Origin of the sequence: Poseidonibacter antarcticus, assembly GCF_003667345.1 — a bacterium.
GTDB classification, from domain to species: Bacteria; Campylobacterota; Campylobacteria; order Campylobacterales; family Arcobacteraceae; genus Poseidonibacter; species Poseidonibacter antarcticus.
In genome coordinates this window covers 47760-64356 of sequence record NZ_RCWF01000009.1, presented here as the reverse complement: position 1 = coordinate 64356, position 16597 = coordinate 47760, and the positions used below count along the sequence as shown (strand labels likewise).

The following is a 16597-nucleotide window of genomic DNA, read 5'->3' as shown; positions in this document are numbered from 1 at the left end:
TGACCTTTTTGTTAAGAAACTTGAATTAACAAGCTCCCCCACCACAACAAGAAGATGCTTGTGCAACTGGTGCAGCAAGACTTAAAGCAGCGATTGCAGCTTCGTAATTTGGTTCTTCTGTAATTTCTGGACAAATTTCTTTATAAGTAATGATTCCATCAGCATTAATAACAAAAACTGCTCTACAAGCAACACCTGCTAATGGTCCTGATGCAATTAAAACACCGTAAGATTTAGAGAATGCTTTTGCTCTAAAATCAGAACCTACAGTTAAGTTTTCAATACCTTCTGTTGTACAAAATCTACCCATTGCAAATGGTAAATCCATAGATACAACGATTACTTCAGCATTTTCAACTTTTGCAGCTTCTTCATTGAATTTTCTAGTTTCAGATGCACAAACAGCTGTATCTAAAGATGGAACAACTACCACGATTTGTGATTTTTCGTTTTTACCACCAACTTGAACATCTTTTAAATCTTTTGCTACTACTGTTACTACAGGTGCAATATCTCCAACTTTTACATCAGCTCCACTTAATTGTACTTCATTACCTTTTAACATTGTTGTTGCCATATTATTTCCTTTGATTTTTAATATTTCTAGACATTATAATAAATTCGGATAAATTTTGTCTTAATTACTATATAACTGCTCTATTTAATTTTGATACAATTACTTTCTAATACAATTTTGTCTTCATTTAATAGTTTTGTCAATGTTGCTTTAAATGCTTTTTTACTAATACCAAAAACTTTTTTAATATCTTCGGCATCACTTTTATAAGTAAAATCCATTTTTCCACCTTTTTGCTTTAAGATTTCTAAAACTTTATCATCTTTTATTTTTTTCCCAATTTCTTGAAGAGATATATCTAATTTATTATCATCTCTAATCTTTTTAATATAAGCTCTTTTTCTATCTCCAAAATATACATTTTCAAATATTTCAGTATGGAAAATCATTCCATCATATAAATCATTTACAATAACTTTATATCCAAGAGGAGTTTTAGAATAAACAAGTATTTCTACCTCATCTTTTTCTTCTAAATTTTTTATATTTTGCTCTAAGGTATATTTTTCAGTACAAATTAATCTATCAGTTTTTTCGTCTAAAATCATTTTTAGAACTTTACTATGACCTTTGTGAAAAATACTTCTTTGTTTATTTTTTGGAACTAATATATCTTTAGGAAGTCCAATATCAACAAATGCACCAAAAGCAGCAGTATCAACAATTTCAAGATATGCAAACTCATTTACATAAAGATAAGGGTCAAGAGTAGTTGCTACTAATCTATCTTCACTATCTGTATAAATAAATACATCTAAAAAAGAACCCAATTCCATTTCATTTGTAACATAGGCATTTGGAAGTAAAACTTCTTCTCTATCATCACTAACCAAATATAAACCTGGTTCACTTTTTCTATAAACTGCAAGTTTATTTATTTCACCTACATAAATATGTTCATTTATTTTTACATCTTCTGTTGTCTGTTTTATTTTTTTATTTTCAATCATTTTAGTAATTCCGTTTTTTAAATTTTTATAATTATAGCTAAAGATATAGAATATATTTCTATTTTCTTTTTATTAGTTTCACAAGTGTAAGTATTACTACAGCTGAGATGATAATACTTGCACCTGAACTAATATCATATATATAAGAAATCACTAATCCACTAAGTGTAAAAATACACGCAAATATTGAGCTTATTATCATCATTTGAGATAATTTAGTTGAAAATGCTTCTGCTAAATATGTAGGTATTGTAAGTAATGCAATAACAAGTATAAGTCCAACTGCTTTAATCGCTGCTACTACACATAAAGATGCTAATACTAAAATCAATATATAAAAGAACTCTGTATTTACACCTCTTAATTTTGCAAATTGACTATCATAAGATACTGCTAATATTTCTTTATAAAAGAATACAACAATAGAAACAATTACAACATCTAAAATTCCCATATAAAATATATCATCACTTGATACTGCAATAATTGAACCAAATAAATATGACATCAAGTCTACATTATATCCAGGTGTTAAATCCACAAATATAATACCAACTGCCATACCAAAAGCCCACATCATTCCTATTATTGCATCTGCTCTATTTCTATTATTTAAAGTTAGAATAGCTATGATAACTGCTGTAATCACTGCAAAAACTGTTGCACCTAAAAGTACGGGTAACCCTAAATAAATTGCAATTCCAATTCCACCATAAGAACTATGAGCAATTCCACCTGTTAAAAAAGTGATTTTATTCACAACTACAAGTGAACCCATAATTCCAGCAGCAATTGAAATTAAAATTCCTGCTATCAAAGCGTTTTGTATAAAACTATATTCTAATATTTCTAACATTTTCGTCCCTACTTTTGCTTATGATCACAACAAGTTTGTGTTTTTCCTAAAGCTTTTAAAAGCTCAACTTCACATAAATGCTCATCAACTGTATGTATATCTTTTTGTATACTTTCTAACTTGTGATAAACAAGATTCTTATTTATATGTGCAACATTTTTAGCGTAGTTTAACAATACTGAAATATCGTGACTAACAACTACAATACAAATTGATTTATTTAACTGTTTTAATAATTCATAAATCTCATTTTGACCTTTTACATCAATACTTGCAGTTGGTTCATCTAAAAGCATAAGTTTAGGATTAGTACATAAAGCTCTTGCTATAAGTACTCTTTGTCTTTGTCCTCCACTTAAATCACCTATTTTTCTATTTGAAAAATCTTTCATTCCAACTTTTTCTAAAGAATCCATAGCATTTATTCTATCTTCTTTGCTATATCCAAAAAGTCTTTTTTTATTTCCAATATATCCCATCAAAACCACTTCAAGAGCAGTTATAGGAAAATCTGTATTTAGATTTGTATTTTGGGGAACATAACCTATTAATTCATTTTTAATATTTTTTAATATTTCCCCACTTTGAGGTTTTATTAATCCTAAAATTAGTTTCAAAAGTGTAGATTTTCCTCCACCATTTGGACCGATTATCGCTAGAAAATCATCGTCTTGTACAGTTAAGTTTACATTTTCTAGTACTTTAAAGTTATTTTTATAAGAGTATGATAGATTTTTTATATTAAGTATTTCCAAGTTTTGCCTTTCGTTGCAACAAAGTCGCAATTGTATCAAATATATCCTTTAAGATAAGCCCATATTAGTCCTAAGTATTCATGAAAAGCAACTTTAACTTTATATAAGTTTTCACTTGAAAAGATAGAAGAAAAGTTTTTTTCTTCCTTTGCTAAATGATAAGTAGGTGCCGCAATTGGCTTTAATCCAAGTTTTTCAAATAATAACATCGAGCGTTTCATATGAGAAGCACTTGTTACAAGAATAAAAGGATTTGTTCCAATGATTTTTTTGGCTTCAATAGCTTCTTGTCTTGTATCTTTTGGCTTATCCATTTTTATAATATTTTCTTTTTTAATTCCTAAATCAAGTGCAAGTTTTTTACTCATAAAAGAGTGATAATTTTTATCAAAGCCTTTATATCCTGAAACTATTAGTTTTGCATTATCAAGTTTTTTATAAATTTTAATACCTTCATTTAATCTAACAACAGCAGTACTTCCTAATTGTGATGTAATACTTAAGTTTTCATTTGTTTTATGTCCTGAACCTAAAACTAAAATATACTGTACTTTTGGTATTTCTAATAATGCTTTATATGAGTTTTCTAAAGGGCTGATAATCGCATTTGAAATTGGCTGAAAAGATAAAAGAACAAACCAAGAAAGCCCTAAAAATAAAAATACCTTTGCTTTTTTATATGAATTTCTCATCAAAAAATAAAAAGCAATTAAAAGTAAAAAAAGACCAATAGGAAGAGGTAGTAAAAAAGCCGAAACAATTTTTTTAAATAAAAACATCTACTCTCCTATCAAAGCAGTTGTATATCCTACAACACTAGATTTATCATTATTAATATCAAAACTAGTAGCATAATCTAAAACTTTTGTTTTTAGTGAGTTTTTTATTGCTGATTTTAGTATTGCACTTATTCCAATTTTTCCGCAAGCTTCACAGATATTTAGTTTATTTATATCTTTTTGATTAATTGCACTTATACAATTTTCATCTAATTTTTTTGCATCTTCTAGGGTGTGAAAGTGACTTAAATCTGAACTAATTACTATTAAATTATCTTTATTTAAAATTAATTCATTTATTAAAGTACAAAGAATATTTATATCTTGATTGGCGTAAACTATTTCTATTAATTGTGCTTTTGGAAAATAGTATTTTATAAAAGGTGCTTGTGTTTCACTTGAGTGTTCAAAAGCTGTTTCTTCATTTTGATTTATAAAATCATATTTTTGAAGGATTTGTTTTGAAAGTTTTGTATCTATTTTTATATTTCCTAATGGTGTTTCATAAAAATCATCAAGGCAAATACTAGAACCTTCAAAATATGCTTGATGTGAAGGTCCTATTACTATTACTCTTTTAGGATTTTGTTTTGAAGCTAGATTAAAAGATAGATTTGCAAGGTATCCACTATAAATATATCCAGCATGTGGTGTTATAATTGCATTTATATGTTCAAAAGTATTTTCATATTTTTGATTAATGTCTTTTGAAAAACTGTTGATTAACTCTATTAATTCATCTTTATCATTTGGATAAAAACTTCCAGAAACAACAGTTTTTCTTATATTCATTTATTTTACTTTTATAACTTCATAAACTAATACATCAATACCAGTTTCAAGTGCATTTTCTTCAAAACTTCCTTTATATAAAAGTTTTTCAAAAAACTCTTCAAAAGTTGGATATTGTTCCCATACTTGTGGTAAAAATGTAGAGCGTTCTTCTTCATTTGTTATAACTACTCCATGAACTCCGATTTTTATTTTTGATTTTAAATCCTCTAAACTAGAGTATTCTAGTTTCATAGCAGGAGTTAAAATTGATATTTCTAATTCAATATTTTCATATTCTTCTTTTGTTAGTTCTAAAAATCTTGGATCTAAAAAAGCAGCATTGTAAGCATTTGATATTAAATCATCAATTAACATATCATAAGCTTCTAAACTTCCTATACACCCTCTTAATTCTTTATTTAAATTAATCGTTACAAAACAAGCAGCAGGTTCTTCCAAAAATGGATATTGTTTAAGTAGTTCTTCTTTATCTATTTTAAAAGTTTCATCAAACCTACATTTGATTGAGTCATGTGCGATTTTTAATAATATTTCTTCGTTCATCTATTTCCCTATTTTATAATATTTGCAATTGTAGAAACAAATTCATTACTTGCATTTACACATTTACATACTTTATATTTATTTATTCCAATTTCTTCTGCAATTTCTTTGTACTCAATACTAAGTTCAAAATCTGTTTCAGAGTTATCAACAATAAAAGCAATAGGATAAATAAGAACATTATCATCTTTGAAATCTTTTAAAGCATCATCAAGTGAAGGTTCTAACCATTTTAATGGACCTACTTTTGATTGATAAGCTAGAGAAATTGACTTAAATTCAATACCTTTTGCTTTTAGCATATTTGATAAGATTTCTACGTGTTCATTCATTTGTTTTTCATAAGGATCACCTGAGTCTACAATCTTTTGAGGAAGTCCGTGTGCTGAGAAAATAAGATTGAATTCTTTTGGATTTTCTAACTTTGAAATAATTTCATTTATAATACACTCATTAAACATTCTGTTTTTATAGAAAGGTTCAATTATTTTAGTTTTAAAAGAATCTTTTGCATATTTTTCAAAATCTTCTAATGATGACTTTGTAGTTGTAGTTGAATATTGAGGATATAGAGGGAATAGTATTACCTCTTCTATTCCATCTTCTTTCATTTGTTTTATCACATCTTGCGCAAAAGGTGGAGTATACCTCATAACTTGGTAAGTTTTGTATTCACCTATTTTTTCATTAACATTATTTACTAATTGTTCTGTTAGTTTATTTATTGGTGATTCATTTCCTATTAATTCATAATTTTTCCATGCAGAATCAAGTCTTGATTTTACTATAAAAAATGCTATTAACTTTCGTAAAACTGGATTTACTGTTAGTATATTTTTATCATTAAACATATTTGTTAAAAACATTTTTAGTTCGGACTTATTTCTAGCCCCACCCATATTAAGTAGTACTATTGCTTTATTAGTTTTTTGCATTATCTTCTAACCTTATTATTTTATCGCTACACCATTTTGCCATATCTAAATCATGAGTTATTAATAAAATTGCACATGAATCTAAATATTTTATAAGAAGTTTCATTACATCATAGGCAATTATATTATCAAGTGCTGATGTTGGTTCATCAACTAGTAAAAGTTTTGGTTTCATCAAAAGTGCTCTTAAAATTGAACATCTTTGTAACTGTCCTCCACTTAACTCATGAGGTTTTTTATTAAGTAAATTTTTTTCTAAATTTAATTCAATTAAAAAACTTTCAACCTCGTCTTTAAAATCTCTTTGTACTACATCATTTATTTGTTCAATAATTGTGTATGTTGGATGAAAAGAGTTATATGGATCTTGAAATATCAAACTTAAATCTTTTTTTTCAATACTTCCACTCTTAGGTTTTAGCGTTCCCATAATAAGCTCAAAAAGTGTAGTTTTCCCACTTCCACTTTTCCCAAAAATAGTAACTAGTTCCCCTTTGTATAAAGACAAATCAAAATCTTTGTAGATTGGAATATTTTCTTTATATGAGAAATTTAAATTTTTAATATTTAAAATCAATTCTTTATTCAATAAGATACCTTTAATTAAAAAGATACTATATAAAAATATGCCTTTATATTTGCAAAAGCTAAATTTTTTAAATACACAATTACTATACAATTACTTGTAAAAATATTTCTAATACTTAACTTGTAATATAAATTATTAAGCTAAGGAAAATGAATAAAAAGCTAAACTATAGCTTCAAATTTAAGGAGAAAAAATGAAAAAACTTGTATTAACTACATTAGTAGCTGCATCTGCGGCATTAACATTATCTGCTGCATCTTTTGCTGCATGTGCTGCGTGTCATGGGCAAAAAGCTGAAAAACCAGCATTAGGAAAATCACAAATTATTGCTGGTTGGGATGTTGCTAAAATTAGTGCTGCATTACATGGTTATAAAGATGGTAGTTACGGTGGTGTTATGAAAGGTGTTATGAAAGGTCAAGTTGCAAGACTTTCTGATGCTGATATCGAAGATTTAGCAAAACAAATTTCAGCAATGAAATAATTTCTTTTTTAGAAGTTAGTCATCTTTTTGACTAACTTCTTTTTTTTTCATTTTTAATATTTTAGCTTTCTTTGCTTCTTCTTTTTTCTTTTCTTGTTTAATTGCATCATTTAAATCTTCAGGACTATCAAATAACATTCCATCGATTAATTTATTAGAGTCATCAAATTGACCAGTTTTTGCAGCCCAAACAAAAATAAGAAGAAGCGCTGCTGAGATTATTATTCCAACTATTAACATAAAAAAAAGTGTATCATCTATCATTTTTATTCCTATTTCATTTTTATTCTAAGAGAATTTAGTACTACTATTAGTGAGCTTAAACTCATAGATAAAGCTGCAACTAAAGGTATTACATATCCAAACATCGCAAAAGGTATTGTTATAAGATTATATAATAAAGATATACCTAAATTTTGCTTTATAAACTTATATGTTCTTTTTGAAATTGTAAAAGCATCTTTTAACGAAGTCAGAGAAGAGTTTAATAAAACAATATCTGAAACTTCCATAGAAATATCAGCAGATGTACCCATTGCAATTGCAACATCAGCATTTGATAATGCAATACTATCATTTACACCATCACCTACCATTATTACCATTTTATCTTCTTCTTTTAGCTTATTTATAAAATCTGCTTTTGATATCGGTGTTTGAGATGAATAATAAGTTTTAATATTTAATTCATTTGCAATTGTTGAAGCAACATTTTCATTATCTCCTGTTAACATAACAACATCTATTTTATTACTTTGTAAATATTTTACTAAATCAAGAGCATAATCTTTTACTTCATCAATTAATTCAAACGTAGCTATTACTTCATTATTTATTGCAAAAACATATACACTATTTTGTGGGTTTAAATTATGCTTAATATTTTCATCTTCAATTAAATCTAAATTACCACCAAGTAATTTAAATTCATTTTCATTTGCATCTTTGAAAATAGCACTCATTCCTCTTGCATCAATATTTGTTATATCAGATAATTCTTTTGCTTTTAAATCATACTTTGATTCTAAATACTTTTTAAGAGATTTACTAATTGGATGTGTTGAAGAACCTAATAAAGAATATAATAAATTCAAATTATCACTAGTATCTTTTAAGATATTTGCTTTTACAACAGAAAGTTCACCCTTTGTTAAGGTTCCTGTTTTATCAAAAACTACTGTATTTGCTTTTGCTAGTGATTCAATAAACTTAGCTTCTTTAAATAACAAGCCTTTTTTTGCTAACTCAGATATTCCAATTAAACTAGCTATTGGCGTTGCAAGTGCTAAAGCACAAGGACAAGCTATTACAATTACAGAAATAGCAACTATAAAAGATTTCTCAAAATGACTTGTTCCATCATAATCAAAACCTAAATCTAATCCAAAGAAATACCAAACTAAAAAAGTAAGAATAGATAGTGTTAAAATAGTAACAGTAAAACCTTTTGAAACTTCATTTGCTGTATCTTGTATTTTTGGCTTAGAATTTAGTGAGTCTTCAAGTAGCGTAACAATTGATGAGAAAGTAGAGTTTTTAAAATCTTTTGTAACTACAAATTGAATTAAGTTATTTGAATTTACAGTTCCACTATAAACAGTATCACCTCTTTTTTTAAAAATAGGAATAGATTCACCTGTTAAACTTGCTTCATCAAAAGCACCCTCACCTTTTATAATCATTCCATCAACAGGGACTTTTTCACCTGTTTTTATTTCTACAATATCACCAATATTTATATTATTTAAAGCAACTTGTTTTTTATTATCACCATCTATTATTGTAGCTTCAAGTGGTAATGATGATTTTATTTTATCAAGAGTATCAACAGCAGATTTTTTTCCTATAACTTCAAGATATTTACCAACTAATACAAAAGTAATAATCATAGCAACAGAATCAAAGTAACTCTCACCTTTTGCACCAAAAAGAATAAATAAGGAGTAAATATATGTAAGAGTTGCACCAGAACTTACCAAGAAATCCATATTTAAGATTCTATTTTTTAGTCCATAATATGCACCCTTGTAAAATACCCAACCAGAATAAAATAATACAGGCGTTGATAATAAAAATTCACCAATATGAATCATATGCATTACTTCAGGAGTAATTCCTGTAAAAAAGCCTGTATATTTTGCAACACTTAACATCATAATATTCATACTTGCAATAACTGCAACCATCATTTTAATAAAATATTCACGCTTTGCTTTTGTTGCTTTTTCATCGGCTATGGAAGAATCATAAGCATAGGCATTATATCCAATGGCACGAATTCTCAAAATAATATCTGATAGTTTTAATTCATCGCCATCCCAAATGACTTTTGCCTTATTAGTTGTAAAATTAATATTTGCATCAACTAAGCCTACTGTATCATGAAGTATTTTTTCATTTAGCCAAACACAAGCTGCACAATGAATTCCTTCAATTATTAAATCAACTTCATTAAATCCTTCTTTTGTTGTATGAACATAGTTCTTCATAAAACTTTTTGTATCAAATTTTGAAATATCATCATCTACTAAATTAAGAGGAGGAGAGATGGTTTTATTACCTAATTTATCATAAAAAGAGTTTAATCCATCATCTTGAAGTATATGATAAACTCCTTGACAGCCTTTACAACAGAAGTTTAAGTCACCTTCTTTTATCATTATTTCCTCATCAAAACTTAGATGACAGTGATTACATTTTACTTGGGACACAGAGAGATTCCTATTCTTATTTTGTTATTTATTAAATTACACTTAGTTTATTATGTTAGAATATGTTATTATACCCTAATAACATTGGAGTGATTCTTAATGATAAACAATATATCAATACTAAAAAATATTACTATCTTATACGCAGAAGATGAAAAAGATTTGAGAGAAGTAACTCATCAAATTTTAAAAGGTTTTACAAAAAAACAATTCATTGCTGAAAATGGCCAAGAAGGTCTTGACTTATTTAAAGAGCATGAAAATGAAATAGACCTAATTATTACTGACGTAAATATGCCAATTCTAAATGGTTTAGAGATGGTTAAAGAAATAAAAAAAATAAATTTAAATATTCCTATTATAGTTGCAACAGCTTTTTCAAATAAAGAATATCTTTTAGAAGCTATTGATATAGGTGTAGATAAATACGTTTTAAAACCAATAGATATATCAAAACTTTTACAAGTTATGTCACAATCTTTACTTTATCATGAATTAAAAGATTTATATATTGATAATTTAACTAATCTTCCAAATAGAAATAGGCTAAAAAAAGATATTGAAAATAGTAAGTATGGATTAATGGGTCTTTTAGATATTGATGAGTTTTCAACAATAAATGACCTTTTTGGTGAAAAAAATGGTGATGTAATATTATATGAACTAGCCAAATCCCTAAAAGCTTTTTTCAAAAGTACTGATTTTACTATATATAGAATGGATGCAGATAAATTTGCTATTGTATCTTTAAAACAAGAATTAGACGTAGATTCTTTTTATAAATTATGTTGTGCTTTTGCTGATAAAATAGAGAAAGATTCTTTATATATTAATGATGATGAAATAGATATTAATATTACTATTGGTATTGCAACAGGTGATGGAGCAAGAGCATATAAATATTCCCAAAGAGTTATCAACTATGCAAGATCAAAACTTCAAAGAATCATGGTATATAATGAATCATTTAATATTCAACAATCTTTTGAAGAAAATATCAAATGGGTTAAACAAGTAAAAGTAGGATTTAGAGATAATTTATTTAAAGCATACTTTCAAGCAATTGTAAATGCAAAAACACAAGAAGTATATAAATATGAAGCCTTAATAAGATATATAACACATGAAGGAGAAGAAATTGCTCCTGTAAATTTTTTAGATGTTGCTAAAAGAACAAAACTATATCCTAATATTATTAAGATAATTATTAATGATTCTTTTGAATTAATTAAAAATAAAAATAAAAGAGTTTCAGTTAATGTTTCATTTGATGATATTGCAAATGAAGAAACAACTGCTTTTATATATGATATATTAGAAAAAAATAAAGAATATACACATTTATTAGAATTTGAAATTCTTGAATCTGAAGAAATCTCTGATTTTAATCAAGTAACAAAATTTATTACAAATGTAAGGAAATTTAATTGTAATGTAGGAGTCGATGATTTTGGAGCTGGATATTCTAACTTTAATTTATTAACACTACTTAATATTGATTTTGTAAAGATTGATGGATCTTTAATTGAAAATATAACTACTTCTAAAGATTTAGAAATTATTGTAAATACAATTGTTAATTTTTCAAAAGATTTTAAAGTAAATACTGTTGCTGAATATGTATCAAGTAAAGAAATTTATGAAAAAGTTAAAGAGTTAGGAATAGATTATTGCCAAGGCTACTATTTTGATAAGCCTGTAGCATATGAAAAAATCAAGTAGGTTTTTATAACCAACTTGATACTATAGAGTTTTTATCAAATAATTTAGTTTTAATTCTTATAATATTAGCTATTGAAACTAATTGTTTTGAAGCTTCTTCCAAATCATCATTTATTATTAAATAATCATAATTTCTAAAATGTTCAACTTCTACTTTTGCATTTTTAATTCTATTTTCAATTACAGTTTTATTATCTGTATTTCTACTATGTAATCTATCTTCTAATACTTTTAAAGATGGAGTAGTAATAAATACAGATGTAACAATAGAGTCTAATTTATTTCTAACTAGTTCATGACCTTGTACATCAATATCAAAGATTACTAACTTTTTTTCTTCAAGCGCTTTTTTAATTGGTGTAAGAGATGTTCCATAATAATTTCCATGAACAAGTGCATATTCTAAAAAATTATCCTTTTCAATATCCTTTTCAAAATCTTCTTTTGACACAAAAAAATAATCTACTCCATTTACTTCACCAACTCTTGGTTGTCTTGTAGTTGTAGAAATTGAAAAATAATAATCATCAATTTGTTTATATACTTCTTTTAATAAAGTAGATTTACCACAACCACTTGGTCCTGATAATATTAATATTGCACCTTTTTTTTCATTAATCAACTTTTTCATCCTTTAACATAAGCCTAATATCAATACTCTCTCCTTGAGAAAGTTTATCAATTATTTCTTGGTTAAGTTTTTCAAGTAAAGGCTTTAGTTCGTTAATATTATAATCAGTTAAAACAAGTTTTAACTGATTATTTGTATTGTTTTTAGCTTCTTCATCTAAATCAAATTCATATTCTTTTACTTCATCTAATGCATCATCAATAATATCAGAAATATCTTTCCAATCATTTTTATTCATAACAATTTCATTATGAATTACTTCTTCTTTTAAAATATTATTTATTTTAGACAATTCAGAATCATCTAAAATTCCACCATTTTTTAAAGATGCAATATTAACTATACTCTCATCATTCTCTTCTTCAATATCTAAATAAACATCTTCAGCTAAAGATTCAACATAATCTGTAATAATAGGTACAGTTACATCCTCATCTTCTTCATACTCATCATTGCTTGCTGTAGTATTAGTATAATTATTTATACTAGAAGAATGTTCATCTTTTTTAATTTCTTCAAATTGTTCTATTAATATTTCTTGTAATTTAGTAGGTAAGAATGGTCTAGGAATTATAAAATCTCTTGCTTTATCAAAAGGTAATTCTTCACTAGAAATGGCTCCTAATTTTTTTGAAAACTGCTTAATTATATTAAATTTATCATCAACAAAATTTTGATCTACAACAATTAAATCAAACTTTTCATTAACATCATTCGTTTTTTTCATAACCAAATCAATATTTAGTTTTTTACAAACAAGTGAAAAAATCTGCTCTATTATTGCCGTTTCACATATCAACAATAAATTCATTTTAACTCCTGTAATACTAAATCTTCTAGTTTATATACTTTATCACATTTATCAGCTAATTCGCTTTCATGAGTAACAAGTATTAACCCCGCATCATTGTTTTTAATATAATTAAATAGTGTATCCATTACAATATTAGCTGTATCTTTATCTAAATTTCCAGTTGGTTCATCAGCAAATATTATTCTTGGTTTTTTAGTCATAATTCTTGCAATTGAAAGTCTTTGTTGTTGCCCACCACTTAATTCTCCAACACTTTGAGTTAATACATGGTCAATTTTCAAATCTTTAAGTAATTTTTTTGATAATTCTTCTCCACTTAAAAGTGTAGCAATATCTAAATTTTCACTTGCTGAAAATCCTCTAAAAAGATAATGTGCTTGAAAAATAATACCAAAATCTTTTCTTCTAATATTTAAAAGTTTTTTTTGCTTTAAAGAATAAATTTCTTCGTCATTGAATAATACTTCACCTTCAATAGGTTTTAGTAGTGAACTAAGAATATTTAAAAGTGTAGATTTTCCACTACCACTCATTCCTATAATTGCAATTGATTCTTGTTTTTTTAAAGATAATGTTATATTATTAAAAAGTTCATAATCGAACTTGTGAGAAATATTGTTAGCTTGTAATAAAAGGTCATCATCCATGAGTGACTTTTCTAGATTCTTTTCACTCATAGTTCTGATCCTTTATTTTTTAAGAAGTTTAAATATACTATTTAGCCATTTGTGCAGCAACTTCTGCAGCAAAATCTTCTTCTTTTTTCTCAATTCCTTCACCAAGTTCAAATCTGATGTAAGAAGTGATTTTAATAGATGCATCAACATCTGCAATTGCTTCTTCAACAGATTTTTTATCATCCATTACATAAGCTTGAGATAATAAAGCTAATCTATTATCTAATTGACAGTTATCATCAATCCATCTAGCAATTTGACCTTTGATAATATTATCAAGAATTTTTTCAGGTTTACCTTGCTCAATTAATTTAGCTCTCATTGATGCTTTTTCAGTTTCAATAGCAGCTTCAGTCAATTGTGATCTAGATACAAATTGAGGGATGTTTTTTAATGGTTTTTTTAATCTAACTAACTCATCATTTTCAGCTTCAATTTCTGCAATAATTGCTCTGTTTTCAGATTCAACAAATTCTGGATCTAAATCAGTATATGCAATTACTGTAGGTTTCATTGCTGATGCATGCATTGCAAGTGATTTTAATAATGCTTTAGTTTTATCTTTAGCAGCTTCATCACAAGTTGCAGCTAATAAAACACCAACTCTACCATTTGTATGAACATAAGCGTTTACAACATCACCAGATACTGCAGCAACTTTTCTTGCAACTAAGTTTTCACCGATTGTTGCAATTTTACCATTTAAAAACTCATTGAAATCAACACCATTGATTGATGAAGCAGCAAGTGCAACAGCATCAATAATGTTATTTTCTTGCGCATGAGATACAATCTCTTGCGTTAAGTTTAAAAAGTTTTCATTTTTTGCAACGAAATCTGTTTGTGCGTTAAGTTCTAACATTGTAGCTTGTGTATTATCAGCGTTAACTTTAACAGCAATAACACCTTCAGCAGCAATATTTCCAGCTTTTTTAGCAGCTTTACCTAATCCAGCTTCTCTTAAGTGTTGGATTGATTTTTCAATATCACCATCACACTCATTTAAAGCATTTTTACAATCAAGCATACCTGCACCAGATTTTTCTCTTAATTCTTTAATTAATTTTGGAGTAGCTCCTGCCATAATTACGCTTCCTCAGTTTTAGTTTCAGTTTCACCTTCAGCTACTGCTTCAGCTACAACTTCTGCTGCTTCGTCAGTAGAAACAGGTGCTTCTTCTTCAACTTCTTCTTCTCTTGAAGCTTTACCTTCATTCATAGCTGCAGCCATTTCATTACAAAATAGTTGAATTGATCTAATTGCATCATCATTACCTGGAATTGGTAAATCAACTAAGTCAGGATCACAGTTAGTATCTAAAGGAGCAACAACAGTAATTCCTAATCTTCTTGCTTCTTGAATAGCAATTTTTTCTTTAACAGCATCAAGAACGAACATCATATCAGGGATAGTGTGCATTTCTTTAATTCCACCAAGGTATAATTCTAACTTAGTTTCTTTTCTAGTAAGCATTAATGCTTCTTTTTTAGTAAGTAAGTCTAATTGACCTTCTTCTCTCATTTTTTTAATAATTTCTAATTTTCTAATTGATTTTTTAATTGTTCCGTAGTTAGTTAACATTCCACCTAACCATCTGTGGTTAACGTACGGCATATTACAATTCTCTGCAGCTCTTTTAACAGCTTCACTAGCTTGTTTTTTAGTACCTACGAAAATCATTGTTTCACCAGCAGCAGCTCTATCTCTAACTACATTATATGTATATCTAAAGTATCTTAATGTTTTTTGTAAGTCAATAATATAAATATTTTTTCTTACACCGAAAATGAATTTTTTCATTTTTGGATTCCATCTTCTAGTTTGGTGTCCGAAATGTACACCACATTCTAATAAATCTTTCATTGTAACCATGACAATTTCCTTGTATATTTTAAATTTGGGTTTAGCCTCTGTATCCCTTAATGTCTAGATAAATCTAGTCACAACCCATACCAGGAATGATACATGTGAGGTTTCTAATATAAAATTAGAACCGAGATTTTACCTAAAGATATTTTAAAGTTTGTTTAAGTAAAAAGATTATCGTAATTTTATATAAATATGTACATTAGATGAGTGATCATTAAACTCTCTTTCATCAACAATAATATAATTTAAATCATATATTAATTTACCAAGTTTTTCATATCCATAATTTCTTGGATCAAATGATGGATTATTTTTATTTATATATGAACCTACATTTGATAATCTAGCCCATCCATCATCTTTTGAGACTGCATTTATAGCTGAAACAATAATTGGCTTTAAAGTTGATATATTTGATTCAGATTTTTGAGTAGGAACATCTTTTTCTCTTAAAATTTCAGTAAATACAAATTTATCACAAGCTGCAATAAAAGCTTCAGGAGTTTTTTTCTCACCAAAACCATATACAACTAATCCAGATTCTCTTATTCTTGTAGCAAGTCTAGTAAAATCACTATCTGATGAAATTAAACAAAATCCATCAAGTTCACTCTCATGTAAAATATCCATTGCATCAATTATAAGTGAAGAATCTGTTGCATTTTTTCCACTTGTATAAGCGAATTGTTGAACAGGTTGAATTGCATATTTGTGTAAGTACTCTTTCCATTTTTTAAGATTTGGTGTTGTCCAATCTCCATATGCTCTTTTTATACTTGCTGTTCCAAATTTTGATACCTCAGCTAGAAGTTCTGCAATTATTGAAGCTTGTGCATTATCTGCATCAATTAAAACAGCTAATTTATCACTTTTTTTTTCACGCATGATATGTCCTTTTATGTTTTAATGA

19 protein-coding genes are annotated in these 16597 nt (G+C 27.1%); 2 read left to right on the top strand and 17 right to left on the bottom strand.

Going from position 1 to position 16597, the window contains the following annotated elements; all coding sequences use genetic code 11:
- Window positions 1-25 precede the first annotated feature (25 nt).
- The 9 genes from prx-suh to D9T19_RS10935 all read right to left on the bottom strand — a co-directional run bounded on the left by prx-suh (window position 26) and on the right by D9T19_RS10935 (window position 6779).
- Window positions 26-577: a thiol peroxidase Prx-SUH gene (prx-suh, locus tag D9T19_RS10975; RefSeq protein ID WP_121628278.1), complete on the bottom strand. Its 552-nt coding sequence runs from the start codon at window positions 575-577 to the stop codon at window positions 26-28.
- 80 nt (window positions 578-657) lie between these two features.
- Window positions 658-1482 carry a CvfB family protein gene (locus tag D9T19_RS10970; RefSeq protein WP_121628303.1) on the bottom strand — a complete coding sequence of 275 codons (825 nt, stop codon included), beginning with the start codon at window positions 1480-1482 and terminating at the stop codon, window positions 658-660.
- A 103-nt stretch (window positions 1483-1585) separates the two neighbouring features.
- Window positions 1586-2383 carry a metal ABC transporter permease gene (locus D9T19_RS10965; protein ID WP_121628277.1) on the bottom strand — a complete coding sequence of 266 codons (798 nt, stop codon included), beginning with the start codon at window positions 2381-2383 and terminating at the stop codon, window positions 1586-1588.
- A gap of 8 nt (window positions 2384-2391) precedes the next feature.
- Window positions 2392-3138 carry a metal ABC transporter ATP-binding protein gene (locus tag D9T19_RS10960; RefSeq protein WP_121628276.1) on the bottom strand — a complete coding sequence of 249 codons (747 nt, stop codon included), beginning with the start codon at window positions 3136-3138 and terminating at the stop codon, window positions 2392-2394.
- Window positions 3139-3173: 35 nt separating this feature from the next.
- Window positions 3174-3917, bottom strand: a complete 744-nt coding sequence (locus tag D9T19_RS10955) for an ElyC/SanA/YdcF family protein (RefSeq protein WP_121628275.1) — start codon at window positions 3915-3917, stop codon at window positions 3174-3176.
- Window positions 3918-4709 (bottom strand): AmmeMemoRadiSam system protein B, encoded by a 792-nt coding sequence (gene amrB / locus D9T19_RS10950; RefSeq protein ID WP_121628274.1) that lies wholly within the window; start codon window positions 4707-4709, stop codon window positions 3918-3920.
- Window positions 4710-5255 carry an AmmeMemoRadiSam system protein A gene (gene amrA / locus D9T19_RS10945; protein ID WP_121628273.1) on the bottom strand — a complete coding sequence of 182 codons (546 nt, stop codon included), beginning with the start codon at window positions 5253-5255 and terminating at the stop codon, window positions 4710-4712.
- 8 nt (window positions 5256-5263) lie between these two features.
- Entirely contained in the window at window positions 5264-6190 is a 927-nt protein-coding gene (hemH, locus tag D9T19_RS10940) for a ferrochelatase (protein ID WP_121628272.1), read from the bottom strand.
- Window positions 6177-6779, bottom strand: coding sequence for an ATP-binding cassette domain-containing protein (locus tag D9T19_RS10935; RefSeq protein ID WP_121628271.1), 603 nt, complete (start codon window positions 6777-6779; stop codon window positions 6177-6179). The genes hemH and D9T19_RS10935 overlap by 14 nt, the downstream gene beginning before the upstream one ends.
- Window positions 6780-6972: 193 nt before the next feature.
- Here D9T19_RS10935 and D9T19_RS10930 point away from each other — a divergent pair, with 193 nt between their 5' ends.
- Complete coding sequence (locus D9T19_RS10930) at window positions 6973-7263, top strand: c-type cytochrome (RefSeq protein WP_121628270.1); 291 nt, start codon at window positions 6973-6975, stop codon at window positions 7261-7263.
- 15 nt (window positions 7264-7278) lie between these two features.
- Here the strand turns inward: D9T19_RS10930 and ccoS are convergent, their stop codons facing one another.
- Together ccoS and D9T19_RS10920 are read right to left on the bottom strand one after the other, a co-directional pair.
- Window positions 7279-7527, bottom strand: a complete 249-nt coding sequence (gene ccoS, locus D9T19_RS10925) for a cbb3-type cytochrome oxidase assembly protein CcoS (RefSeq protein ID WP_121628269.1) — start codon at window positions 7525-7527, stop codon at window positions 7279-7281.
- A gap of 8 nt (window positions 7528-7535) precedes the next feature.
- Window positions 7536-9974, bottom strand: coding sequence for a heavy metal translocating P-type ATPase (locus D9T19_RS10920; protein WP_121628268.1), 2439 nt, complete (start codon window positions 9972-9974; stop codon window positions 7536-7538).
- A 99-nt stretch (window positions 9975-10073) separates the two neighbouring features.
- Here D9T19_RS10920 and D9T19_RS10915 point away from each other — a divergent pair, with 99 nt between their 5' ends.
- The gene (locus D9T19_RS10915; protein WP_121628267.1) at window positions 10074-11696 is read left to right on the top strand and encodes an EAL domain-containing response regulator; all 1623 of its coding nucleotides are present in this window, start codon (window positions 10074-10076) and stop codon (window positions 11694-11696) included.
- Between the two features lie 4 nt (window positions 11697-11700).
- Here the strand turns inward: D9T19_RS10915 and gmk are convergent, their stop codons facing one another.
- The 6 genes from gmk to D9T19_RS10885 form a co-directional block, all read right to left on the bottom strand.
- On the bottom strand, window positions 11701-12315 hold the full coding sequence (gene gmk / locus D9T19_RS10910) for a guanylate kinase (protein WP_121628302.1): 615 nt from the start codon (window positions 12313-12315) through the stop codon (window positions 11701-11703).
- Window positions 12311-13138 (bottom strand): hypothetical protein, encoded by an 828-nt coding sequence (locus tag D9T19_RS10905; RefSeq protein ID WP_121628266.1) that lies wholly within the window; start codon window positions 13136-13138, stop codon window positions 12311-12313. The genes gmk and D9T19_RS10905 overlap by 5 nt, the downstream gene beginning before the upstream one ends.
- On the bottom strand, window positions 13135-13818 hold the full coding sequence (locus tag D9T19_RS10900) for an ABC transporter ATP-binding protein (RefSeq protein WP_121628265.1): 684 nt from the start codon (window positions 13816-13818) through the stop codon (window positions 13135-13137). Before D9T19_RS10900 ends, D9T19_RS10905 begins: the two co-directional genes overlap by 4 nt.
- Window positions 13819-13855: 37 nt before the next feature.
- Window positions 13856-14902: a translation elongation factor Ts gene (gene tsf, locus D9T19_RS10895; RefSeq protein ID WP_121628264.1), complete on the bottom strand. Its 1047-nt coding sequence runs from the start codon at window positions 14900-14902 to the stop codon at window positions 13856-13858.
- Window positions 14903-14904: 2 nt separating this feature from the next.
- Complete coding sequence (rpsB, locus tag D9T19_RS10890; RefSeq protein ID WP_121628263.1) at window positions 14905-15690, bottom strand: 30S ribosomal protein S2; 786 nt, start codon at window positions 15688-15690, stop codon at window positions 14905-14907.
- A gap of 168 nt (window positions 15691-15858) precedes the next feature.
- Window positions 15859-16572 carry an NYN domain-containing protein gene (locus D9T19_RS10885; protein WP_121628262.1) on the bottom strand — a complete coding sequence of 238 codons (714 nt, stop codon included), beginning with the start codon at window positions 16570-16572 and terminating at the stop codon, window positions 15859-15861.
- Window positions 16573-16597: the final 25 nt, after the last annotated feature.

Coding starts and splice junctions, on each gene's coding strand:
- tsf (WP_121628264.1), bottom strand. CDS start 14,902: ATGGCAGGAGCTACTCCAAAATTAATTAAAGAATTAAGAGAAAAATCT.
- hemH (WP_121628272.1), bottom strand. CDS start 6,190: ATGCAAAAAACTAATAAAGCAATAGTACTACTTAATATGGGTGGGGCT.
- ccoS (WP_121628269.1), bottom strand. CDS start 7,527: ATGATAGATGATACACTTTTTTTTATGTTAATAGTTGGAATAATAATC.
- D9T19_RS10885 (WP_121628262.1), bottom strand. CDS start 16,572: ATGCGTGAAAAAAAAAGTGATAAATTAGCTGTTTTAATTGATGCAGAT.
- amrB (WP_121628274.1), bottom strand. CDS start 4,709: ATGAATATAAGAAAAACTGTTGTTTCTGGAAGTTTTTATCCAAATGAT.
- D9T19_RS10915 (WP_121628267.1), top strand. CDS start 10,074: ATGATAAACAATATATCAATACTAAAAAATATTACTATCTTATACGCA.
- amrA (WP_121628273.1), bottom strand. CDS start 5,255: ATGAACGAAGAAATATTATTAAAAATCGCACATGACTCAATCAAATGT.
- D9T19_RS10905 (WP_121628266.1), bottom strand. CDS start 13,138: ATGAATTTATTGTTGATATGTGAAACGGCAATAATAGAGCAGATTTTT.
- D9T19_RS10955 (WP_121628275.1), bottom strand. CDS start 3,917: ATGTTTTTATTTAAAAAAATTGTTTCGGCTTTTTTACTACCTCTTCCT.
- rpsB (WP_121628263.1), bottom strand. CDS start 15,690: ATGGTTACAATGAAAGATTTATTAGAATGTGGTGTACATTTCGGACAC.
- D9T19_RS10965 (WP_121628277.1), bottom strand. CDS start 2,383: ATGTTAGAAATATTAGAATATAGTTTTATACAAAACGCTTTGATAGCA.
- prx-suh (WP_121628278.1), bottom strand. CDS start 577: ATGGCAACAACAATGTTAAAAGGTAATGAAGTACAATTAAGTGGAGCT.
- D9T19_RS10900 (WP_121628265.1), bottom strand. CDS start 13,818: ATGAGTGAAAAGAATCTAGAAAAGTCACTCATGGATGATGACCTTTTA.
- D9T19_RS10930 (WP_121628270.1), top strand. CDS start 6,973: ATGAAAAAACTTGTATTAACTACATTAGTAGCTGCATCTGCGGCATTA.